The organism is Enterobacter cloacae complex sp. FDA-CDC-AR_0164 (assembly GCF_003071645.1).
GTDB lineage: Bacteria > Pseudomonadota > Gammaproteobacteria > Enterobacterales > Enterobacteriaceae > Enterobacter > Enterobacter ludwigii.
In genome coordinates this window covers 995,339-1,013,944 of the sequence record NZ_CP028950.1, presented here as the reverse complement: position 1 = coordinate 1,013,944, position 18,606 = coordinate 995,339, and the positions used below count along the sequence as shown (strand labels likewise).

General features: G+C 55.6%; 15 protein-coding genes and 3 tRNA genes. 14 read left to right on the top strand and 4 right to left on the bottom strand.

Going from position 1 to position 18,606, the window contains the following annotated elements:
* Positions 1-6: 6 nt before the first annotated feature.
* The 3 genes from mscM to rsgA form a co-directional block, all read right to left on the bottom strand.
* Positions 7-3,330 (bottom strand): miniconductance mechanosensitive channel MscM, encoded by a 3,324-nt coding sequence (gene mscM, locus AM410_RS04955; protein WP_073396999.1) that lies wholly within the window; start codon positions 3,328-3,330, stop codon positions 7-9.
* Positions 3,331-3,349: 19 nt separating this feature from the next.
* A complete protein-coding gene (gene asd, locus AM410_RS04950) occupies positions 3,350-4,318 on the bottom strand; it encodes an archaetidylserine decarboxylase (RefSeq protein ID WP_020882952.1) in 969 nt (322 codons plus the stop codon).
* A 97-nt stretch (positions 4,319-4,415) separates the two neighbouring features.
* Complete coding sequence (gene rsgA, locus AM410_RS04945) at positions 4,416-5,468, bottom strand: small ribosomal subunit biogenesis GTPase RsgA (protein ID WP_020882951.1); 1,053 nt, start codon at positions 5,466-5,468, stop codon at positions 4,416-4,418.
* A 107-nt stretch (positions 5,469-5,575) separates the two neighbouring features.
* On the opposite strand from rsgA, the gene orn reads away from it, so the two are divergent.
* From orn to AM410_RS04925, 4 genes are all read left to right on the top strand, one after another.
* A complete protein-coding gene (gene orn, locus AM410_RS04940) occupies positions 5,576-6,121 on the top strand; it encodes an oligoribonuclease (RefSeq protein ID WP_025206260.1) in 546 nt (181 codons plus the stop codon).
* A 215-nt stretch (positions 6,122-6,336) separates the two neighbouring features.
* Positions 6,337-6,412, top strand: a tRNA-Gly gene (locus tag AM410_RS04935).
* Positions 6,413-6,448: 36 nt separating this feature from the next.
* Positions 6,449-6,524, top strand: a tRNA-Gly gene (locus AM410_RS04930).
* 36 nt (positions 6,525-6,560) lie between these two features.
* Positions 6,561-6,636, top strand: a tRNA-Gly gene (locus AM410_RS04925).
* Positions 6,637-6,905: 269 nt separating this feature from the next.
* Here the strand turns inward: AM410_RS04925 and queG are convergent.
* The gene (gene queG / locus AM410_RS04920) at positions 6,906-8,045 is read right to left on the bottom strand and encodes a tRNA epoxyqueuosine(34) reductase QueG (protein ID WP_020882949.1); all 1,140 of its coding nucleotides are present in this window, start codon (positions 8,043-8,045) and stop codon (positions 6,906-6,908) included.
* Between queG and nnr the strand changes: the two genes are divergently transcribed.
* The 10 genes from nnr to AM410_RS04870 all read left to right on the top strand — a co-directional run bounded on the left by nnr (position 8,044) and on the right by AM410_RS04870 (position 18,519).
* Positions 8,044-9,567, top strand: a complete 1,524-nt coding sequence (gene nnr / locus AM410_RS04915) for a bifunctional ADP-dependent NAD(P)H-hydrate dehydratase/NAD(P)H-hydrate epimerase (RefSeq protein ID WP_040018457.1) — start codon at positions 8,044-8,046, stop codon at positions 9,565-9,567. The two genes, queG and nnr, sit on opposite strands and share 2 nt — an antisense overlap.
* Entirely contained in the window at positions 9,560-10,021 is a 462-nt protein-coding gene (gene tsaE, locus AM410_RS04910; protein ID WP_020882947.1) for a tRNA (adenosine(37)-N6)-threonylcarbamoyltransferase complex ATPase subunit type 1 TsaE, read from the top strand. Before nnr ends, tsaE begins: the two co-directional genes overlap by 8 nt.
* A gap of 16 nt (positions 10,022-10,037) precedes the next feature.
* Positions 10,038-11,375, top strand: a complete 1,338-nt coding sequence (gene amiB / locus AM410_RS04905) for an N-acetylmuramoyl-L-alanine amidase AmiB (protein ID WP_014168308.1) — start codon at positions 10,038-10,040, stop codon at positions 11,373-11,375.
* Positions 11,376-11,384: 9 nt separating this feature from the next.
* A complete protein-coding gene (mutL, locus tag AM410_RS04900) occupies positions 11,385-13,229 on the top strand; it encodes a DNA mismatch repair endonuclease MutL (protein ID WP_025206257.1) in 1,845 nt (614 codons plus the stop codon).
* On the top strand, positions 13,222-14,172 hold the full coding sequence (gene miaA / locus AM410_RS04895) for a tRNA (adenosine(37)-N6)-dimethylallyltransferase MiaA (protein ID WP_108647595.1): 951 nt from the start codon (positions 13,222-13,224) through the stop codon (positions 14,170-14,172). Before mutL ends, miaA begins: the two co-directional genes overlap by 8 nt.
* Before the next feature lie 85 nt (positions 14,173-14,257).
* The gene (gene hfq / locus AM410_RS04890; RefSeq protein WP_014168311.1) at positions 14,258-14,569 is read left to right on the top strand and encodes an RNA chaperone Hfq; all 312 of its coding nucleotides are present in this window, start codon (positions 14,258-14,260) and stop codon (positions 14,567-14,569) included.
* A gap of 74 nt (positions 14,570-14,643) precedes the next feature.
* Complete coding sequence (hflX, locus tag AM410_RS04885; RefSeq protein ID WP_073397005.1) at positions 14,644-15,924, top strand: ribosome rescue GTPase HflX; 1,281 nt, start codon at positions 14,644-14,646, stop codon at positions 15,922-15,924.
* Between the two features lie 56 nt (positions 15,925-15,980).
* Positions 15,981-17,243, top strand: coding sequence for an FtsH protease activity modulator HflK (gene hflK, locus AM410_RS04880; protein WP_014168313.1), 1,263 nt, complete (start codon positions 15,981-15,983; stop codon positions 17,241-17,243).
* A 2-nt stretch (positions 17,244-17,245) separates the two neighbouring features.
* Positions 17,246-18,250 (top strand): protease modulator HflC, encoded by a 1,005-nt coding sequence (gene hflC, locus AM410_RS04875; protein WP_014168314.1) that lies wholly within the window; start codon positions 17,246-17,248, stop codon positions 18,248-18,250.
* A gap of 71 nt (positions 18,251-18,321) precedes the next feature.
* Positions 18,322-18,519, top strand: a complete 198-nt coding sequence (locus tag AM410_RS04870) for a DUF2065 domain-containing protein (RefSeq protein WP_014168315.1) — start codon at positions 18,322-18,324, stop codon at positions 18,517-18,519.
* Positions 18,520-18,606: the final 87 nt, after the last annotated feature.

The following is an 18,606-nucleotide window of genomic DNA, read 5'->3' as shown; positions in this document are numbered from 1 at the left end:
GAAGGGTTACAGACTTCCTGCCGGGCGTGTGCGCGCCGCTGACGTTAACGTTCTTCCCTTTTTACGCCCGTCCAGGCTTTCCAGACGCATCTGGAACGGTGGGAACGGCATATCAATGCCGTGCTCACGGAACCCTGCCAGAATCAGCTGGTGGATCTCATGACGCAGTGGCATACGGTGTCCCATTTCGGCGGCGTAAATACGCAGTTCGAAAATCTGGATCCCCTGTTGTAAATCCACCAGGAACACTTCTGGCGCCGGGTTATCGATCACGAATGAACAGCGCTCTGCGGCGGTGTAGAGGATCTGAGTGACCTCTTCGCTGTTGGCATCCGCCGGCGCAGGTACCGTCAGCACCACACGCGTGACGGAGTCTGACAGCGACCAGTTGATAAACTGCTCGGTAATAAACGCCTTGTTCGGCACGATGATCTCTTTACGGTCCCAGTCGCTGATGGTGGTGGCGCGCGTGTTGATCCTGGTGATGCTGCCGGTCAAATCGCGGATCGTTACCGTATCGCCAATACGAATCGGTTTTTCGAACAGAATAATCAGGCCAGAGATAAAGTTGGCGAAGATCTCCTGTAAGCCAAACCCTAACCCCACACCAAGTGCCGCCACCAGCCACTGCAGTTTCGACCATTCAATACCAATCATTGAGAAGCCGACCAGCCCGCCAAACAGCATGATCAGATATTTGGTGATGGTGGTAATTGCATATCCCGTCCCCGGGGTTAAATCGAGATGCTGCAGCAGGGCCAGCTCCAGCAGCGCCGGGAAGTTACGCACCAGCTGGGTGGTGATGATCAACACCAGAATGGCAATCAACACCGCGCCTAAGGTAATCGGCTCCAGGCTCTCCACACCTTGTACCGTGGACGTTACGTCCCACAGGGAGATGTTTTCCAGGAAGCCAAACGCGGAGTGAATTTCCGACCACAGAAATATCACCGACAGCAGGGCAATCAGCATCAGGATGGAGCGTACCAGTCGCAGGGATTGGGTACTGATGGCATCCAGATCCAGCTCGACTTCGTCAGCTTCCGTCGTGCCTTCTGTGCTGTTGACATGGTTTGGCTCTTCCTCGCCACGCGCACGCTGGGCGAGGATCTCTGCCCGCCGGTGCTTGGCACGGTCGAATGCCAGACGGCGGCGCTGGATCAGCATCCAGCGGCGTATCACGTGATACACCACCAGAAGCAGGAACCAAATCGCCACCGAGGTTTCAAGCCTCGCCAGCAGCGCCTTGGCGGTCGCCAGGTAACCCACCGTCGCTGCCAGCATGGCAATCAGCGGTGCGCTCAGCAGCAGGTTCCAGAGCAGCCGGTTGAACATGTTGTCGCCGTTACCGGATTTATCCAGATAGAGCGGAATACCGGCGCGTTTCAGGCTGAGCGTGACAATTGCCAGCGCCCCGCATATCAGCATAAAGCAGAGGCGGCCCAGAGACCCTGAGAATTCCCGGTCGTTGAGTTTATCGAACATGATCAGCGCCATAATCAGCGGCACAATCAGTCCGATGCTCATCAGGTAGTAACGCATGGCGCGTGCAACGCGATTACGCGGCCAGCCGAAGTGAGCGATGAACAAACCGTTGGGCCGCGCGAACGTGGCGCAAATCATTACCACCCACAGCAGTGGCACCGTGGCAGTGACGCCATCGCCAATGGCCACCGCGAGCGGGTAGGGCCAGGCTTCCCGCAGGCCATATCCAAGCGTCATCCACAGGACCGGTAGCGGTGAGGCGACGAGAATCGACCAGAAGACGGTGCGTAACGTCAGCCAGAAGTGATCCTGCGTAACTTTCCCCACCCGGGCGCTGGAGCGTTCCAGGAATCGGGTGAAATACCGGCGCGAGTAAATGCTGAAGCCCACCAGAATCAGCGCGGCCAGCAGCGGGAAAATGGTCTCTTTACTGGTGAGCATCATCACGCTGGCCTGGCCCAGCTGGCTGAAGGTATCCAGCGAAATAAGGCGGCGCAGATCCTGGACAATCTCAATCGGCCACGAGAAGGTCATCGGCCGCACGTCGGAGGTCCAGAAGAGATAACGGTGCGTTGCCTCATTCACCTCTTTCAGCGCATCTTCCAGTTGGCTATTAGAGACCTTGAGCTTGGTCAGTTCCAGAATCAGCGTATCCCCGCCCTGGAGCAGGGAGTTCAGCAGTTCACGCTGGGTACGCAACTGGGCTTCCAGAATGCGGTTCTGCTCGCTGGTCAGCGGCTGTCCGTCAGCCTGACGGATCTGGCGGATTTGCGGCTGTTTGTTGAGCAGATCCTCAAAGTGCAGTCGCTGCACGCGCAGCTGAGCCATTTCGGTATCCAGCTGCTGCGGTTTGGGCATTTCCGGCAGGCGTGAGACCTGCGCGCGTAACGCTTCACCCAGCAGGTTTGATGACCCTAGCCACTGGGACTGCTCACGAAGTGTGTTAAGCGCCTGGCGGACCTGCAGGGTTTGATTGGTAGCCTGGCGCTGTTGCGAGGCTACCAGATCCATACGCTGCGCCTGTTGGTTCAGCGCCGCAGAGAGCTCGCGGTTGACCTTAAACTGCTCAACGATGCCGCTGGGCAGGTTCGCGCTGTTTTCCGCCAGCAGCTCGGTGCTTTCAAGCGCACGCTCGGCTTCGCGCTGCCGCTGGCTGTTAAGCTGATTACGCAGGGCCTGCAGATATGCATCCAACTGTTCGCTCTGCTTCTGCGCCAGCTCAGAGCGCATCCGCGACAGCTCCTGGCGGTTATTGGCGGACAGCTGCGCCAGCTCCAGTTCATCGACAAGGGCTTTGAGGCGAGCAGATTCGGCCTGCAGCCCCAGATTCTGCGCCTGCGCTTGCGGCGTGTTGCCGCTTTGCGTGCCAACGCGACGCTCAACTTCATTAAGCTGGCGGCGGGCATCGGTTTGCTGCTGGGGAAGCTGGCTGAGCGAGTCGGCAATTTCACGCGCCCGCTCCTGCTCCTGCTGAGCCAGACGGCTCTTTTCCAGAAGCTGGCTGCTGACCTGGAGGATCTCCTGATTCAGCGCATCAGAAGACATGTCCGCCGGTATATCGCGCGGTTCATCACGCAGATTACTGAGCTGCGAGCGCAGCGTTTGCGAGAGTTTCGGGAAGTTGTCGATAACCTGCTGATATTGCTGCGCACGCTCAAGGGAGCCTTTTCGCTCCGCAAGCGCGTTCAGGGCGGACTGGAGCGACTCAACGGTCTCTGGCTGAGCGGGTTTTGCCGCTTTTGCCTGCTCCAGTTCCTGGGTTATCTGTTTTGCGTCGGGGGCTGTCGCTGCGTACGCCCCCATGCTGAGGCACCAGGCCATCAGTAGAACGATAATCGGGCGCACGTCAGCGATCCTTCTGTTATTAGCCTTCGTCTTTTTTGTCGTCAACCAGCGGGCTGGCGTCGTGCTCGGCGTCGATCTCTTCTTGGGACAACGGTGCAGGTTCTGCCACCGGCGTTACGAAGGTTTCGGTAGAGACGGCCAGCGGCTGACCCAGTTTGGTGACCGACAGGCTTTCAAGCTGTTCGGCCAGCTTAACTTTACCCGGTGCAAACAGGTTGATAACGGTTGATCCCAGCTTGAAGCGACCCATCTCCTGACCTTTCAGCAGGGCGACAGAGCCTTCTTCTTCACCGGCAGGCCAGGTCCAGCGCTTGATCACGCCTTCACGTGGTGGGGTGATGGTGCCAGCCCAGACGGTTTCAATGCTGCCGACAATGGTCGCGCCCACGAGAATCTGCGCCATAGGGCCGAATTCAGTATCAAACAGGCAAATGACGCGTTCGTTACGGGCGAACAGGTTAGGTACGTTCTGCGCCGTGAGGTGGTTCACGGAGAACAGATCGCCCGGAACGTAGATCATTTCACGCAGGATGCCGTTGCACGGCATGTGCACGCGGTGATAGTCGCGCGGTGAGAGATAGGTGGTCGCGAAGGTCCCGTTACGGAACAGATCCGCCATCAGGTAGTTACCTGCCAGCAACGCTTCCAGGCTGTAGTTATGGCCTTTCGCCTGCAGGATTTTGTCGTCTTCGATGTGACCCAGTTGGCTAATCACGCCATCTGCAGGCATCACCAGCACGTTAGGGTCCGTATTCAGCGGGCGCACGTCGTCGCGCAGTGGGCGGACGAAAAACTCGTTGAAGGTGCGGTAGCTGGCGGTATCCGGCTTCTGCGCCTCTTTCATGTCGACCTTGTAATATTTTACGAAAAGGTCGATGACCAGTTTGGTCAGCCAGCCCGCTCGTTTGCTCGCGCCCCAGCCCGCCAGGCGAGTGAGCCACAGTTTCGGCAGAATGTATTGAAGCGAAAGTTTAAATGAGTTTAACAAGGTAGCCTCCAGGCCATTGTTTTGTCGTTCCAGATCCGGCCGCAAAGCGCCGGAACCTGAAAAAAGGGGACGATTTTAGCGATGCTTAGCTTAGTTGTCAGTTATCAGAATCAGAAAAGTTTTTACGCGTTTTTACCTGATCCATGCTCTCGAGAATGCGGTGGTAGTTTTCAAAGCGGGTCTCCGCTATTTCGCCTTTCTCGACCGCTTCACGGATAGCGCAGCCCGGGTCATTGTCATGTTTACAGTCGCGGTATTTGCAAGCGCCTAAATAATCATGGAATTCGACAAATCCGTTGAAGATTTGTTCCGGCTCAAGGTGCCACAAACCGAATTCACGCACGCCCGGGGAGTCAATGACATCGCCGCCGTGCGGGAAGTGATACAGGCGTGACGCGGTCGTGGTGTGCTGGCCCAGGCCAGAAACATCAGACACATCGTTGGTCACGATCTCTTGCTGGAGGCCGAGAAGGTTGTTCAGCAGGCTTGATTTGCCCACACCGGACTGTCCCGCAAAGATGCTGATGCGATCGGTAAGCGCCTCTTCAAGCGGTTTCAGACCATCTTTGGTATAGCTGGAAACCATCAGAACGCGATACCCGATGTTACGGTAGATATCCATCTGCTCGTTGACGAAGTTCATACCGTCTTCATCGAGCAGATCGATTTTGTTGAGTACGATGATCGGTTCAACCTGCAGCGTTTCACAGGCGACAAGGTATCGGTCGATAATATTGAGCGAAAGTTCGGGCAAAATCGCTGAGACGATAACGATCTGGTTAATGTTGGCTGCGATAGGTTTAACCCCGTCGTAGAAATCGGGACGGGTCAGTACCGACGTACGCGCGTGGACCGCCTCAACGATGCCTTTTACCGTGACGCCTTCCGCCGCTTCTTTACCCGGGCGCCAGACCACGCGATCGCCGGTTACCAGAGAACGAATCGTCCGGCGGATGTTGCAGCGGTGAATCTCACCGTTGGCGGATTCCACGTCGGCGTGCATACCGAAACGGCTGATGACGATGCCTTCCATCGGTTCGCCAAACAGGTTGTCGTCGTAATCGACCTTCTCCGAAGTGGTTTTAAGACGGCGCTGGTGATTGGCATTCACACGGCGCTGCTGCCCTTTGGAGAGTTTATTTTTACTCAATCGCGCTGGCTCCTGGTCGCCCGTAAGGGGCAAAACCTCTATGATACACTCTAATTAATACTAGTTAACCTGCTACAGCCGGTTATGCGAGAAGGGTGGAAAATAACATGAGCGCGGATGAAAACAACCTGATTTGGATCGATCTTGAAATGACCGGGCTGGATCCCGAGCGCGATCGCATTATTGAGATTGCAACCCTGGTGACCGATGCCAACCTGAATATTCTGGCGGAAGGGCCGACTATCGCGGTTCATCAGTCCGACGACCAGCTTGCGTTAATGGATGAGTGGAACGTGCGCACCCATACGGGGAGCGGGCTGGTGGAGCGCGTTAAGGCCAGCACCATGGGCGATCGCGAGGCGGAGCTGGCAACGCTTGCGTTTCTGAAACAGTGGGTTCCGGCGGGCAAATCACCTATCTGCGGTAACAGCATCGGTCAGGATCGCCGTTTTCTGTTTAAGTACATGCCGGAGCTGGAGTCTTACTTCCATTACCGCTATCTGGATGTGAGCACCCTGAAAGAGCTGGCGCGTCGCTGGAAACCGGAAATCCTGGATGGCTTTAAAAAGCAGGGTACGCATCAGGCCATGGACGATATCCGTGAGTCTGTGGCCGAACTGGCGTATTATCGCGAGAACTTTATTAAGCTGTAATTCAGGCGGTTGCCGGGGGCGTTGCGCGTTACCCGGCCTACAGAACGCATGAATGGTGTAAAAACGTGCAAAGCGATGAATATTCCATCACTTGAACTGAATTTCACAAAAAACGCTTTTAGGGGGGTTGCAGCTAAACGGATTTCTCGTATAATGCGCCTCCCGTAACGACAGAGAAATACACGTTACGACAGCAACAAAAGCAGTGCAAATTTGCGGGAATAGCTCAGTTGGTAGAGCACGACCTTGCCAAGGTCGGGGTCGCGAGTTCGAGTCTCGTTTCCCGCTCCAAAATTTGAAGGTGCTTCTAAAGCACAGACCACCCAAGCGGGAATAGCTCAGTTGGTAGAGCACGACCTTGCCAAGGTCGGGGTCGCGAGTTCGAGTCTCGTTTCCCGCTCCAAAATTTGAAAGTGCTTCCACAGCACGGACCACCCAAGCGGGAATAGCTCAGTTGGTAGAGCACGACCTTGCCAAGGTCGGGGTCGCGAGTTCGAGTCTCGTTTCCCGCTCCAAATTCTTATCATCTCCAGATTATCCACAGCGGAATGCTTCGTTGGGGACATTTTCTATTGCATCTGAAATACTCTTGTGAACAGAGTTATCCACAGAAGCCCTACTCAGTTACAGACCAGAAGAAAATTAGCAGGGTGAATAATATCTTCGTAACATACTGAATTTAATTAAGTAAATTTCATTTCAAAATGTTATTTAGATCACTTGACCTCATTGCCAGCCCCGATGGCGCTTGAGTTTTTATTTTTATTCACAGGCTGTGAATATATCAAGCATCCCGTACAAGCCCTTTTTCAATCACTCTCACCAGCCGTTGTTTCTTCGGCAGCTGCACCTCGACAACGCAGGCATTACGCTTCTCGATTTGCTGCGCAATCGCCCATTCTATGTGTTCATCAAGAAGTGGGTGCTCACCTCTGCGACTTTCGAGCGCCTGAATATTGGCTTCATCCCAGGGCGCATTGCCCAGCGCAACGGCGACATTTCGTAGCCAGCGCAGATGCCCAATACGCCGAATGGCGGATCCTTCGGTGACTTTCAGGAACCAGGCCTCACTCCAGGCGAAGAGCTCGATAAGCTGAGGCGCATGAAGCGCTTTACGAGGACTGAAATCGTCTTCATCCGTAAGCTGCGAGTAACGATTCCAGGGGCAGATCAGCTGGCAGTCATCGCAGCCGTAGATACGGTTCCCGATAAGCGGACGGAATTCTTCCGGTATCGCCCCTTCGAGTTCAATGGTGAGATAGGAGATGCAGCGGCGCGCATCCACCGTATAAGGCTCAACGATGGCACCCGTCGGGCAGATGGTCATGCAGGCCACGCAGCGCCCGCAACCTTCCTCTACCGGACCATCTACCGGCAGCGGCAAATCTATGAGCAGTTCACCGAGGAAAAAGAACGATCCGGCGTCGCGGCTAAGGATAAGTGAGTGCTTACCTGTCCAGCCAAGCCCGGCTTTTTCTGCTATCGGGCGTTCAAGAACAGGCGCAGAGTCTACAAACGGTCTAAAATTCAGCGACACACAGTGCTGCTGAATAGTTTCCCCAAGTTTTTTTAAACGGTTACGCAGAAGCTTATGGTAATCACGGCCCAGGGCGTACCGGCTGACGTAACCGAGAGCGGGATTTTTTAACGTGCGAGCAAACGCCGCGTTGGCGGGCAGGTAGTTCATGCGTACGCTGATGACGCGTAATGTACCGGGTAACAGCTCGTGTGGGCGGGCACGCATCATGCCATGACGCGCCATCCACTCCATTTCGCCATGGTATTGTTTATCCAGCCATGCCTGCAGTTTCGGCTCGCTGGCGGAAAGGTCGGTATCGGTGATACCCACCTTCTGGAAGCCAAGCTCAGCACCCCACTGTTTAATTTTTTGCGCTAATTCATTGAGATCGAGGGGCTGTGACATGACGGACCATACTGTGAAGAAAAACCCCGAAAGTATACCACATTCCATCTGGCATGCGGATGACCTCCGGCACGCCGAAAAAGAGGCCGCAGACAGCCTCGGCATTACCCTGTATGAACTGATGCAACGCGCGGGCGAAGCGGCGTTTAACGTTACCCGCACGGCTTACCCTGAATCGTCGCATTGGCTGATTTTATGCGGACACGGCAATAACGGCGGTGACGGTTATGTCGTCGCCCGACTGGCGGTTGCCGCCGGGATCCACGTGACGTTGCTGGCGCTGGAGAGCGATAAACCGCTGCCAGAAGAGGCCAGTGCGGCGCGGGAAGCCTGGCTGAACGCGGGCGGTGTTATTCATGCCACCGATATCGTCTGGCCGGAAGAGATTGATGTGATTATTGATGGCCTGCTGGGCACCGGACTACGCAGTGCGCCGCGCGACCCGGTTGCCACCCTGATTGCACGTGCCAATGCCCACAGCGCGCCGGTGGTGGCCCTGGATATACCTTCTGGCCTGATGGCGCAAACCGGCACGACGCCGGGCGCGGTGATTCAGGCCGCGCACACCGTTGCCTTTATCGCCCTGAAACCGGGGCTGCTTACCGGTAAAGCGCGGGATGTCACGGGAACGTTGCACCATAACGCACTGGGGCTGGAGAGCTGGCTTGCCGGACAGGAAACCCACGTTTCGCGCGTTGATGCTTCGCTGCTGGCACAGTGGCTACCGCCGCGCCGCCCGACGTCCCATAAAGGCGATCACGGCAGGCTGGTGATCATTGGAGGTGACCACGGCACGGCGGGGGCTATCCGCATGACGGGGGAAGCGGCATTGCGTTGTGGTGCCGGTTTAGTGCGGGTGCTGACGCGCATCGAAAATAGTGCGCCAATTATTACGGCCCGTCCGGAGCTGATGGTGCATGAATTGACGCCGCAGTCGCTTGAAGAGAGTCTCGAATGGGCGGATGTCGTGGTCATTGGCCCGGGGCTTGGGCAGCAGGCCTGGGGGAAACAGGCCCTGCAGAAGGTCGAGAATTTTCGTAAACCGATGCTGTGGGATGCCGACGCGCTGAACCTTCTGGCAATCAATCCTGATAAGCGTCACAATCGCATTCTGACGCCGCACCCCGGCGAAGCCGCGCGCCTGCTTAACTGCAGCGTGGCAGAAATTGAAAGCGATCGCTTACTTTCTGCCCGGCGTCTGGTAAAACGTTACGGAGGTGTTGCCGTTCTGAAAGGGGCAGGAACCGTTGTCGCCAGCGACGAGGCACTGGGCATTGTCGATGCCGGAAATGCGGGCATGGCGAGCGGCGGAATGGGCGATGTGCTTTCCGGCATCATTGGCGCATTGCTTGGACAGAAACTTCCCCTTTATGATGCAGCCTGCGCTGGCTGTGTGGCCCATGGTGTCGCGGCGGATAAGCTGGCGGCACGTTACGGTACACGCGGAATGCTGGCCACCGATCTTTTTTGCACGCTACGGCGTGTTGTTAACCCGGATGTGATTGACGTAGAAAATGACTAATCGAGCGATTTCTTTACCTGATGAACAAGCCACTTTAGATCTTGGCAAACGCGTGGCACAGGCCTGTCAGGGGGCAACCGTCATTTATCTGTATGGTGATTTAGGTGCGGGTAAAACCACCTTCAGCCGGGGTTTTCTGCAGGCGTTAGGCCATAAAGGCAATGTGAAAAGCCCAACCTACACGCTGGTAGAGCCGTACACCCTTGAAAATCTCATGGTGTACCACTTTGATTTATACCGCCTTGCGGATCCCGAGGAGCTGGAATTTATGGGGATCCGTGATTATTTTGCCAATGATGCCATCTGCCTGGTGGAGTGGCCGCAACAAGGTGCGGGTGTGTTGCCTGACCCGGATGTCGAAATTCACTTAGATTACCAGGCACAAGGGCGTGAGGCACGCATCAGTGCTGTTTCCTCATCAGGTAGTTCCTTACTGGCGCGTCTGGCCGGTTAAGCGTAGGGATGACGGGATGATTAGTCGCGTTAAAGGTTGGTTATTGGCTGCCACGGTGCTGCTGTGCGCGCAGGCCGGGGCGGCAAGCCTGTCGGATATTCAGGTGTCGAACGGCGAAAGCCAGGCCAGGATCACGTTCAGCTTTATGGGCGATCCGGAATATGCTTTTTCACAGCCAGACAGCCACAGCGTGGCGCTGGATATCAAACAAACCGGGGTTATCCAGGGGTTACCGCTCCAGTTCAGCGGCAATAATCTGGTTAAAAGCATTCGTTCCGGCTCGCCAAAAGATAGCCAGTCATTGCGTCTGGTGGTCGACCTAACCGAAAAGGGTAAAACCAGAGCGGTTAAGCAGCAAAACGGTGCGAATTATACGGTGGTCTTTACCATCAACGCTGACGCCCCTCCGCCGCCTCCGCCTCCACCGGTGGTGGCGAAACGCGTGGAAGAGCCGGTTTATACCCCGCGCCCATCTGAACCGGCACGTAATCCGTTTAAAACGGACAGCGACCGCATTACCAGCGTTACCAGCAGCAATACCGTGACGCGGCCGGCGGCCAGCGCACGTCGCGCGGTCAGCGGTGATAAAGTGATTATCGCCATTGATGCGGGGCACGGCGGTCAGGATCCCGGCGCAATTGGCCCGGGCGGTACGCGGGAGAAAAATGTCACCATCGCGGTTGCCCGTAAGCTGCGGACGCTGTTAAACGACGATCCTATGTTTAAAGGCGTGCTGACGCGCGACGGCGATTACTTTATCTCGGTGATGGGCCGTTCGGATGTAGCACGTAAGCAAAATGCCAATTTCCTGGTGTCCATTCATGCGGATGCCGCGCCAAACCGTAACGCCACGGGAGCCTCAGTGTGGGTGCTGTCAAACCGTCGGGCGAACAGTGAAATGGCAAACTGGCTTGAAGAGCACGAGAAACAGTCCGAACTGTTAGGTGGAGCGGGTGATGTGCTGGCAAACAGCCAGGCCGATCCCTATCTCAGCCAGGCGGTGCTGGATTTACAATTCGGTCATTCCCAGCGCGTCGGGTATGATGTCGCTACAAATGTATTGAATCAGCTGCAGGGCATCGGGTCATTGCACAAGCGACGTCCGGAGCATGCGAGCCTTGGCGTTCTACGATCGCCGGATATTCCATCGATTCTGGTGGAAACAGGCTTTATCAGTAATAACGCTGAAGAACGCCTGCTGGGCAGCGACAGCTATCAGCAGCAAATTGCCGAAGCGATCTATAACGGTCTGCGTAAATACTTTGATGCGCATCCGCTGCAGTCCGCGCCACAGGGCGGTGCCGCCCAGACGGCCAGCGCAGCGCAGCCAGGTGAGATGACCGCGACCAACTAAGGAGAATTCATGCCGATTCAGGTTCTACCGCCGCAGCTCGCGAACCAAATCGCCGCCGGTGAGGTGGTTGAGCGCCCTGCATCGGTGGTGAAGGAGCTGGTAGAAAACAGCCTTGATGCGGGGGCCACCCGCATTGATATTGATATCGAACGCGGCGGCGCAAAGCTGATTCGCATTCGTGACAACGGCTGTGGAATTAAAAAAGACGAGCTGGCGTTAGCGCTGGCACGTCATGCCACCAGTAAAATTGCCTCTCTTGATGACCTGGAAGCGATCATCAGCCTCGGTTTTCGCGGGGAAGCGCTGGCCAGTATCAGCTCCGTTTCCCGCCTCACGCTCACCTCCCGTACCGCTGAACAGCAGGAAGCCTGGCAGGCGTACGCCGAAGGGCGTGATATGGACGTGACGATTAAACCAGCGGCGCATCCGGTCGGTACGACGCTGGAAGTGCTGGATCTGTTTTATAACACCCCCGCCCGACGCAAGTTTATGCGTACCGAAAAAACCGAGTTTGGGCATATCGATGAGATCATTCGTCGCATTGCCCTGGCGCGGTTTGACGTGACCATTAACCTTAGCCATAACGGCAAAGTCATGCGCCAGTACCGCGCCGTGGCGGAAGGTGGGCAAAAAGAGCGCCGCTTGGGCGCTATCTGCGGCGTACCGTTCCTCGAGCACGCGCTGGCCATTGAGTGGCAGCATGGCGATCTGGCCATGCGCGGCTGGGTGGCTGACCCCAACGCGAGCAGCGCCGCCTTCGCTGAGATCCAGTATTGCTACGTGAACGGCCGCATGATGCGTGACCGCCTCATCAACCACGCCATTCGTCAGGCCTGTGAAGATAAACTGGGTGCAGATCAGCAACCGGCGTTTGTGCTCTATCTAGAAATCGATCCACACCAGGTGGACGTTAACGTCCATCCTGCCAAGCATGAAGTGCGGTTCCACCAGTCACGTCTGGTGCATGATTTTATCTATCAGGGCGTGCTGAGCGTATTGCAACAGCAGGCTGAACCAACGCTGCCGCTGGAAAAAGAAGAACCCGCCCCGCGCGCGTTTCCGGAAAACCGTGTTGCAGCGGGCCGGAACCATTTTGCTGAACCTGCCGTGGCGCGTGAGCCGGATGCCCCGCGTTTCTCTGCTGCGGGTAGCACACCGCGCCCAACGGGAGCGAACTATCCAAACGCCCAACCTGGCTATCAAAAACAGCAGGGAGCGTTGTACCGCAAATTGCTGGAAACCCCCGCGGTGGAGCGCAAAGCGCCTGTCGCGGTGCCAGCGCCTTCGCTGGATGGCCACAGCCAGAGTTTTGGCCGGGTTCTGACGATTATCGCACCGGATATGGCGCTGCTGGAGCGCGAAGGCCACGTGATGCTTCTGGCATTGCCGGTGGCGGAACGCTGGCTTAAACAAGTGCAGCTTACGCCGGGTGAAAACGCGGCCTGTGCACAACCGCTGCTGATCCCCGTTCGGCTAAAAATATCCCCTGAAGAAACAGGGGTACTGCGTCGCGCAGAGGCCCTGTTGGCGCAGATGGGCATTGAAATGGTGCTCGAACCACAACATGTGACCATTCGCGCAGTGCCTTTACCCTTACGCCAACAAAATTTACAAAACTTGATTCCTGAACTGATAGGCTACCTGGCGCAGCAAACGTCGTTTGATGCCGCCAACACCGCGCAGTGGATCGCCCGCCATCTGGCAAGCGAACATGCGCCGTGGAGTATGGCGCAGGCCATTAGCGTGCTGGCGGAGGTTGAACGCCTTTGTCCGCATCTGGTGAAGACACCGCCAGGTGGGTTATTACAACCTGTTGATTTACAAACGGCGATGAATGCCCTGAAACATGATTGACGTAAGCAAGGCGAGCCTGCCAAAGGCGATTTTTTTAATGGGCCCTACGGCCTCCGGCAAAACGGCACTGGCCATTGAGTTGCGTAAAGTTTTGCCTGTAGAGTTGATTAGTGTCGATTCTGCCCTTATCTACCTAGGGATGGACATCGGCACGGCGAAGCCTGACGCAGACGAACTGCGTGCGGCACCGCATCGTTTGCTGGATATTCTCGACCCGGCTCAGGCATACTCCGCAGCGGATTTCCGCCGCGATGCGTTAGCCGAGATGGCCGAGATAACGGCGGCGGGACGTATACCGCTGTTGGTTGGCGGAACCATGCTTTATTTCAAGGCGTTGCTGGAGGGGCTTTCACCTCTGCCATCAGCGGATCCGGAAGTAAGAGCAAAAATTGAGCAGCAGGCGGCAGAGCAGGGATGGGACGTTTTGCATAAGCAACTGGCCGAGATTGACCCGGTTGCCGCAGCACGGATCCATCCAAATGATCCGCAAAGGCTTTCCCGGGCACTGGAAGTTTTTTTCATTTCGGGTAAAACTTTAACGGAACTGACGCAAACGTCAGGAGACGCTCTGCCGTATCAGGTGCATCAGTTCGCCATCGCCCCGGCGAGCCGTGAACTGCTCCATCAACGAATTGAGCAGCGTTTTCATCAGATGTTAGCTTCAGATTTTGAAGCAGAAGTGCGGGCGCTATTTGCCCGTGGAGATTTGCATACGGATATGCCTTCCGTTCGTTGTGTGGGATACCGCCAGATGTGGTCATATCTTGAAGGCGAGATTTCATATGATGAAATGGTTTATCGAGGTGTTTGCGCCACGAGACAGTTAGCGAAGCGCCAGATCACCTGGTTGCGCGGTTGGGACGGTGTTCACTGGTTAGACAGTGAAAAACCGCAACAGGCGTTAAACGAAGTGATTGAGGTTGTTGGTGATATCGCTCACTGAATGTGTACAATTGAGTCGTATCGTGCGCAATTTTTCAGAATCGCAAGGTTCTAAGTACAAAACAAGCATATAAGGAAAAGATAGAATGGCTAAGGGGCAATCTTTACAAGATCCGTTCCTGAACGCATTGCGTCGGGAACGTGTTCCAGTTTCTATTTATTTGGTGAATGGTATTAAGCTGCAAGGTCAGATTGAATCTTTCGATCAGTTCGTGATCCTGTTGAAAAACACGGTCAGTCAGATGGTCTATAAGCACGCTATTTCTACAGTTGTTCCGTCTCGTCCGGTATCCCATCACAGCAATAACACTGGCGGCGGCACGGGTAGTAACTACCATCATGGCAGCAGCGCGCAGGGTTCTTCTTCTCCTGCGCAGGACAGCGAAGATACCGAATAAGGTTTCAGGCTGTTATCCACACGGGGAGCCAGGGATCCTGCGTTCCCCGCTGATCTTTTTTGAGGAATTTACGCTTGTTTGACCGTTATGATGCCGGTGAGCAGGCGGTGCTGGTACACATCTATTTTACGCAAGACAAAGATATGGAAGACCTCCAGGAGTTTGAATCTCTGGTCTCTTCCGCCGGTGTCGAAGCAATGCAGGTGATTACCGGTAGCCGTAAAGCGCCGCACCCAAAGTATTTTGTTGGTGAAGGTAAAGCATTTGAAATTGCGGATGCCGTAAAAGCAACCGGCGCGTCAGTCGTGTTGTTTGATCATGCGCTGTCTCCGGCTCAGGAACGTAACCTGGAACGTCTTTGCGAATGCCGTGTTATCGATCGCACGGGTTTGATTTTAGATATTTTCGCTCAACGTGCGCGTACTCACGAAGGTAAGCTGCAGGTTGAGCTGGCGCAGTTGCGCCATCTGGCAACGCGGCTTGTGCGTGGCTGGACCCACCTTGAAAGACAAAAGGGCGGGATTGGTTTGCGCGGTCCGGGTGAGACCCAGCTTGAAACCGACCGCCGTCTGTTGCGTGGCCGTATTACCCAGATCCTTTCACGTCTGGAACGCGTTGAAAAACAGCGTGAGCAAGGACGTCGGGCGCGATCGAAAGCTGACATCCCGACGGTGTCGCTGGTGGGGTATACCAACGCCGGTAAATCCACCCTGTTTAACCAGATTACTGAGGCCCAGGTTTATGCCGCAGACCAGCTGTTTGCGACCCTGGACCCCACATTGCGTCGTATTGACGTCGCCGACGTCGGTGAAACGGTGCTGGCGGATACCGTAGGGTTTATCCGTCACCTGCCGCATGACCTGGTGGCTGCGTTTAAAGCCACCCTGCAGGAGACGCGTCAGGCGACTCTGCTGCTGCACGTCATTGATGCTGCAGACGTTCGCTTGCAGGAGAACATCGACGCGGTAAACGTGGTGCTCGACGAGATCGACGCCGACGACATCCCAACGCTGTTGGTGATGAACAAGATCGATATGCTGGAGGATTTTGAGCCGCGTATCGACCGAGATGAAGAGAACAAACCGATTCGGGTCTGGCTTTCCGCTCAGACCGGTATTGGTGTGCCACTGCTTTTCCAGGCTTTGACAGAACGTCTTTCCGGTGAGGTAGCCCAGCACACGCTGCGATTGCCGCCACAGGAAGGCAGGCTGCGCAGCCGGTTTTATCAGCTTCAGGCGATAGAAAAAGAGTGGATGGAGGATGACGGCAGCGTGGGGATGCAGGTGCGTTTGCCGATCGTTGACTGGCGTCGCCTCTGTAAACAAGAACCTGCGCTGGTCGACTATATCGTCTGATCAGAAAGGGGATGCCTGAATAATTCGCCCTTGCATAACAAATATGGAGCATATACATGGCGTGGAATCAGCCCGGTAATAACGGACAAGACCGCGACCCGTGGGGAAGCAGCAATAATCAAGGCGGCAACTCTGGGGGAAATGGCAACAAAGGTGGTCGCGAGCAGGGGCCGCCGGATCTGGATGATATCTTCCGCAAGCTAAGCAAGAAGCTTGGTGGTCTTGGCGGAGGTAAAGGTTCTGGCTCTGGTGGAGGTTCCACTCAGGGGCCGCGCCCGCAGTTAGGGGGCCGCGTGGTGGGCATTGTTGCCGCTGCCGTGGTGATCATCTGGGCTGCCAGCGGGTTCTACACCATTAAAGAAGCGGAACGCGGTGTGGTCACCCGTTTCGGGAAGTTCAGCCATCTGGTTGAGCCAGGTCTGAACTGGAAACCGACTTTCATTGACGACGTGACCGCGGTGAACGTGGAGTCTGTCCGTGAACTGGCGGCGTCCGGCGTGATGCTGACCTCCGACGAGAACGTTGTGCGCGTTGAGATGAACGTCCAGTACCGCGTCACCGATCCGCAGCACTACCTGTTTAGCGTGACCAGTGCAGATGACAGTCTGCGCCAGGCCACAGACAGTGCGCTGCGCGGTGTGATCGGTAAATACACCATGGACCGCATTCTGACCGAAGGTCGTACCGTTATTCGTAGCGATACCCAGCGTGAGCTGGAAGAGACCATTCGCCCGTACAACATGGGTATCACCCTGCTGGACGTCAACTTCCAGGCTGCTCGTCCGCCGGAAGAGGTGAAGGCCGCGTTTGATGACGCGATTGCCGCCCGTGAAAACGAACAACAGTACATCCGTGAAGCGGAAGCGTACACCAACGAAGTTCAGCCACGTGCTAACGGTCAGGCGCAGCGTATTCTTGAAGAAGCGCGTGCGTATAAAACCCAGACCGTCCTGGAAGCTCAGGGTGAAGTGGCGCGCTTCGCGAAGATTTTGCCAGAATATAAAGCGGCTCCGGAGATTACCCGTGAACGTCTTTATATTGAGACCATGGAAAAAGTGCTGAGCCATACGCGTAAGGTACTGGTTAACGACAGCAAAGGTGGAAACCTGATGGTACTGCCGTTGGATCAGATGCTGAAAGGCGGTTCGGCGCCGGCGGCAAAGGCGGATACCAGCGGTGCCAACAACCTGCTGCGTCTGCCACCTGCGGCATCCGGTAGCTCAAGCGCCACAACCACGCCTTCTTCGAACGATGGTGACATTATGGACCAACGCCGTGCTAACGCGCAGCGTAACGACTACCAGCGTCAGGGGGAATAAGGATGCGTAAGTCAGTTATTGCGATCATCATCATCGTATTGGTCGTGCTTTATACCTCTATCTTTGTGGTGAAAGAGGGCGAGCGTGGAATTACCCTGCGTTTTGGTAAAGTTCTGCGCGACAGCGAGAACAAGCCGCTGGTGTTTGAGCCGGGCCTGCACTTTAAAATGCCACTGATTGAATCGGTGAAAACGCTCGACGCCCGTATCCAGACCATGGATAACCAGGCCGACCGTTTCGTGACCAAAGAGAAGAAAGACCTGATCGTTGATTCCTACATCAAATGGCGTATCAGTGATTTCAGCCGCTACTACCTGGCAACGGGCGGTGGCGACGTTTCTCAGGCGGAAGTGCTGTTGAAACGTAAGTTCTCTGACCGTCTGCGCTCTGAGATTGGTCGTCTGGATGTGAAAGACATCGTCACCGACTCCCGTGGTCGTCTGACGCTGGAAGTGCGTGATGCGCTGAACTCCGGCTCTGCAGGAACCGAAGACGAAGTCACCACCCCGGCAGCGGATGATGCCATTGCCAAAGCGGCAGAACGCGTTCAGGCTGAAACCAACGGCAAAGTGCCGGTGATCAACCCGAACAGTATGGCTGCTCTGGGTATCGAAGTGGTCGATGTCCGTATCAAGCAGATCAACCTGCCAGCGGAAGTGTCCGAGGCGATTTACAACCGTATGCGCGCCGAGCGTGAAGCGGTAGCCCGTCGTCATCGTTCACAAGGTCAGGAAGAGGCGGAGAAACTGCGTGCGGCAGCGGATTACGAAGTGACCAAGACGCTGGCAGAATCTGAGCGTCAGGGCCGTATTCTGCGCGGTGAAGGGGATGCCGAAGCAGCAAAACTGTTTGCCGATGCCTTCAGCCAGGATCCCGACTTCTACGCCTTTATCCGTAGCCTGCGAGCTTACGAGAACAGCTTCCAGAGCAACCAGGATGTGATGGTGCTCAGCCCGGACAGCGATTTCTTCCGTTACATGAAGACGCCGGCTAACGCAACGCGATAAACTCAGGCCAGTTTGAGTATTCAAACCACCGCTCTCAACGGAGCGGTGGTTTTCTTTTATAAGGATTAAAAATGAATTCAACGATTTGGCTTGCGCTGGCCCTGGTTCTGGTGCTGGAAGGCCTTGGACCGATGCTTTATCCGCGTGCATGGCGTCGGATGATAGCCTCTCTGAGCCAGTTGCCGGATAATATTTTGCGTCGATTTGGGGGCGGACTTGTGGTTGCCGGCATCGTTATCTACTACATGTTGAGGAAAACGATTGGCTGATCAAAAAGTAATCTGGTTTGGCGTATTTTGAGGTCAAAAAGTGCTGTATATCTGAAAAAGCGATGGTAGAATCCATTTTTAAGCAAA

Coding starts and splice junctions, on each gene's coding strand:
- orn (WP_025206260.1), top strand. CDS start 5,576: ATGAGCGCGGATGAAAACAACCTGATTTGGATCGATCTTGAAATGACC.
- nnr (WP_040018457.1), top strand. CDS start 8,044: ATGACGGACCATACTGTGAAGAAAAACCCCGAAAGTATACCACATTCC.
- queG (WP_020882949.1), bottom strand. CDS start 8,045: ATGTCACAGCCCCTCGATCTCAATGAATTAGCGCAAAAAATTAAACAG.
- tsaE (WP_020882947.1), top strand. CDS start 9,560: ATGACTAATCGAGCGATTTCTTTACCTGATGAACAAGCCACTTTAGAT.
- amiB (WP_014168308.1), top strand. CDS start 10,038: ATGATTAGTCGCGTTAAAGGTTGGTTATTGGCTGCCACGGTGCTGCTG.
- mutL (WP_025206257.1), top strand. CDS start 11,385: ATGCCGATTCAGGTTCTACCGCCGCAGCTCGCGAACCAAATCGCCGCC.
- miaA (WP_108647595.1), top strand. CDS start 13,222: ATGATTGACGTAAGCAAGGCGAGCCTGCCAAAGGCGATTTTTTTAATG.
- hfq (WP_014168311.1), top strand. CDS start 14,258: ATGGCTAAGGGGCAATCTTTACAAGATCCGTTCCTGAACGCATTGCGT.
- hflK (WP_014168313.1), top strand. CDS start 15,981: ATGGCGTGGAATCAGCCCGGTAATAACGGACAAGACCGCGACCCGTGG.
- hflC (WP_014168314.1), top strand. CDS start 17,246: ATGCGTAAGTCAGTTATTGCGATCATCATCATCGTATTGGTCGTGCTT.
- AM410_RS04870 (WP_014168315.1), top strand. CDS start 18,322: ATGAATTCAACGATTTGGCTTGCGCTGGCCCTGGTTCTGGTGCTGGAA.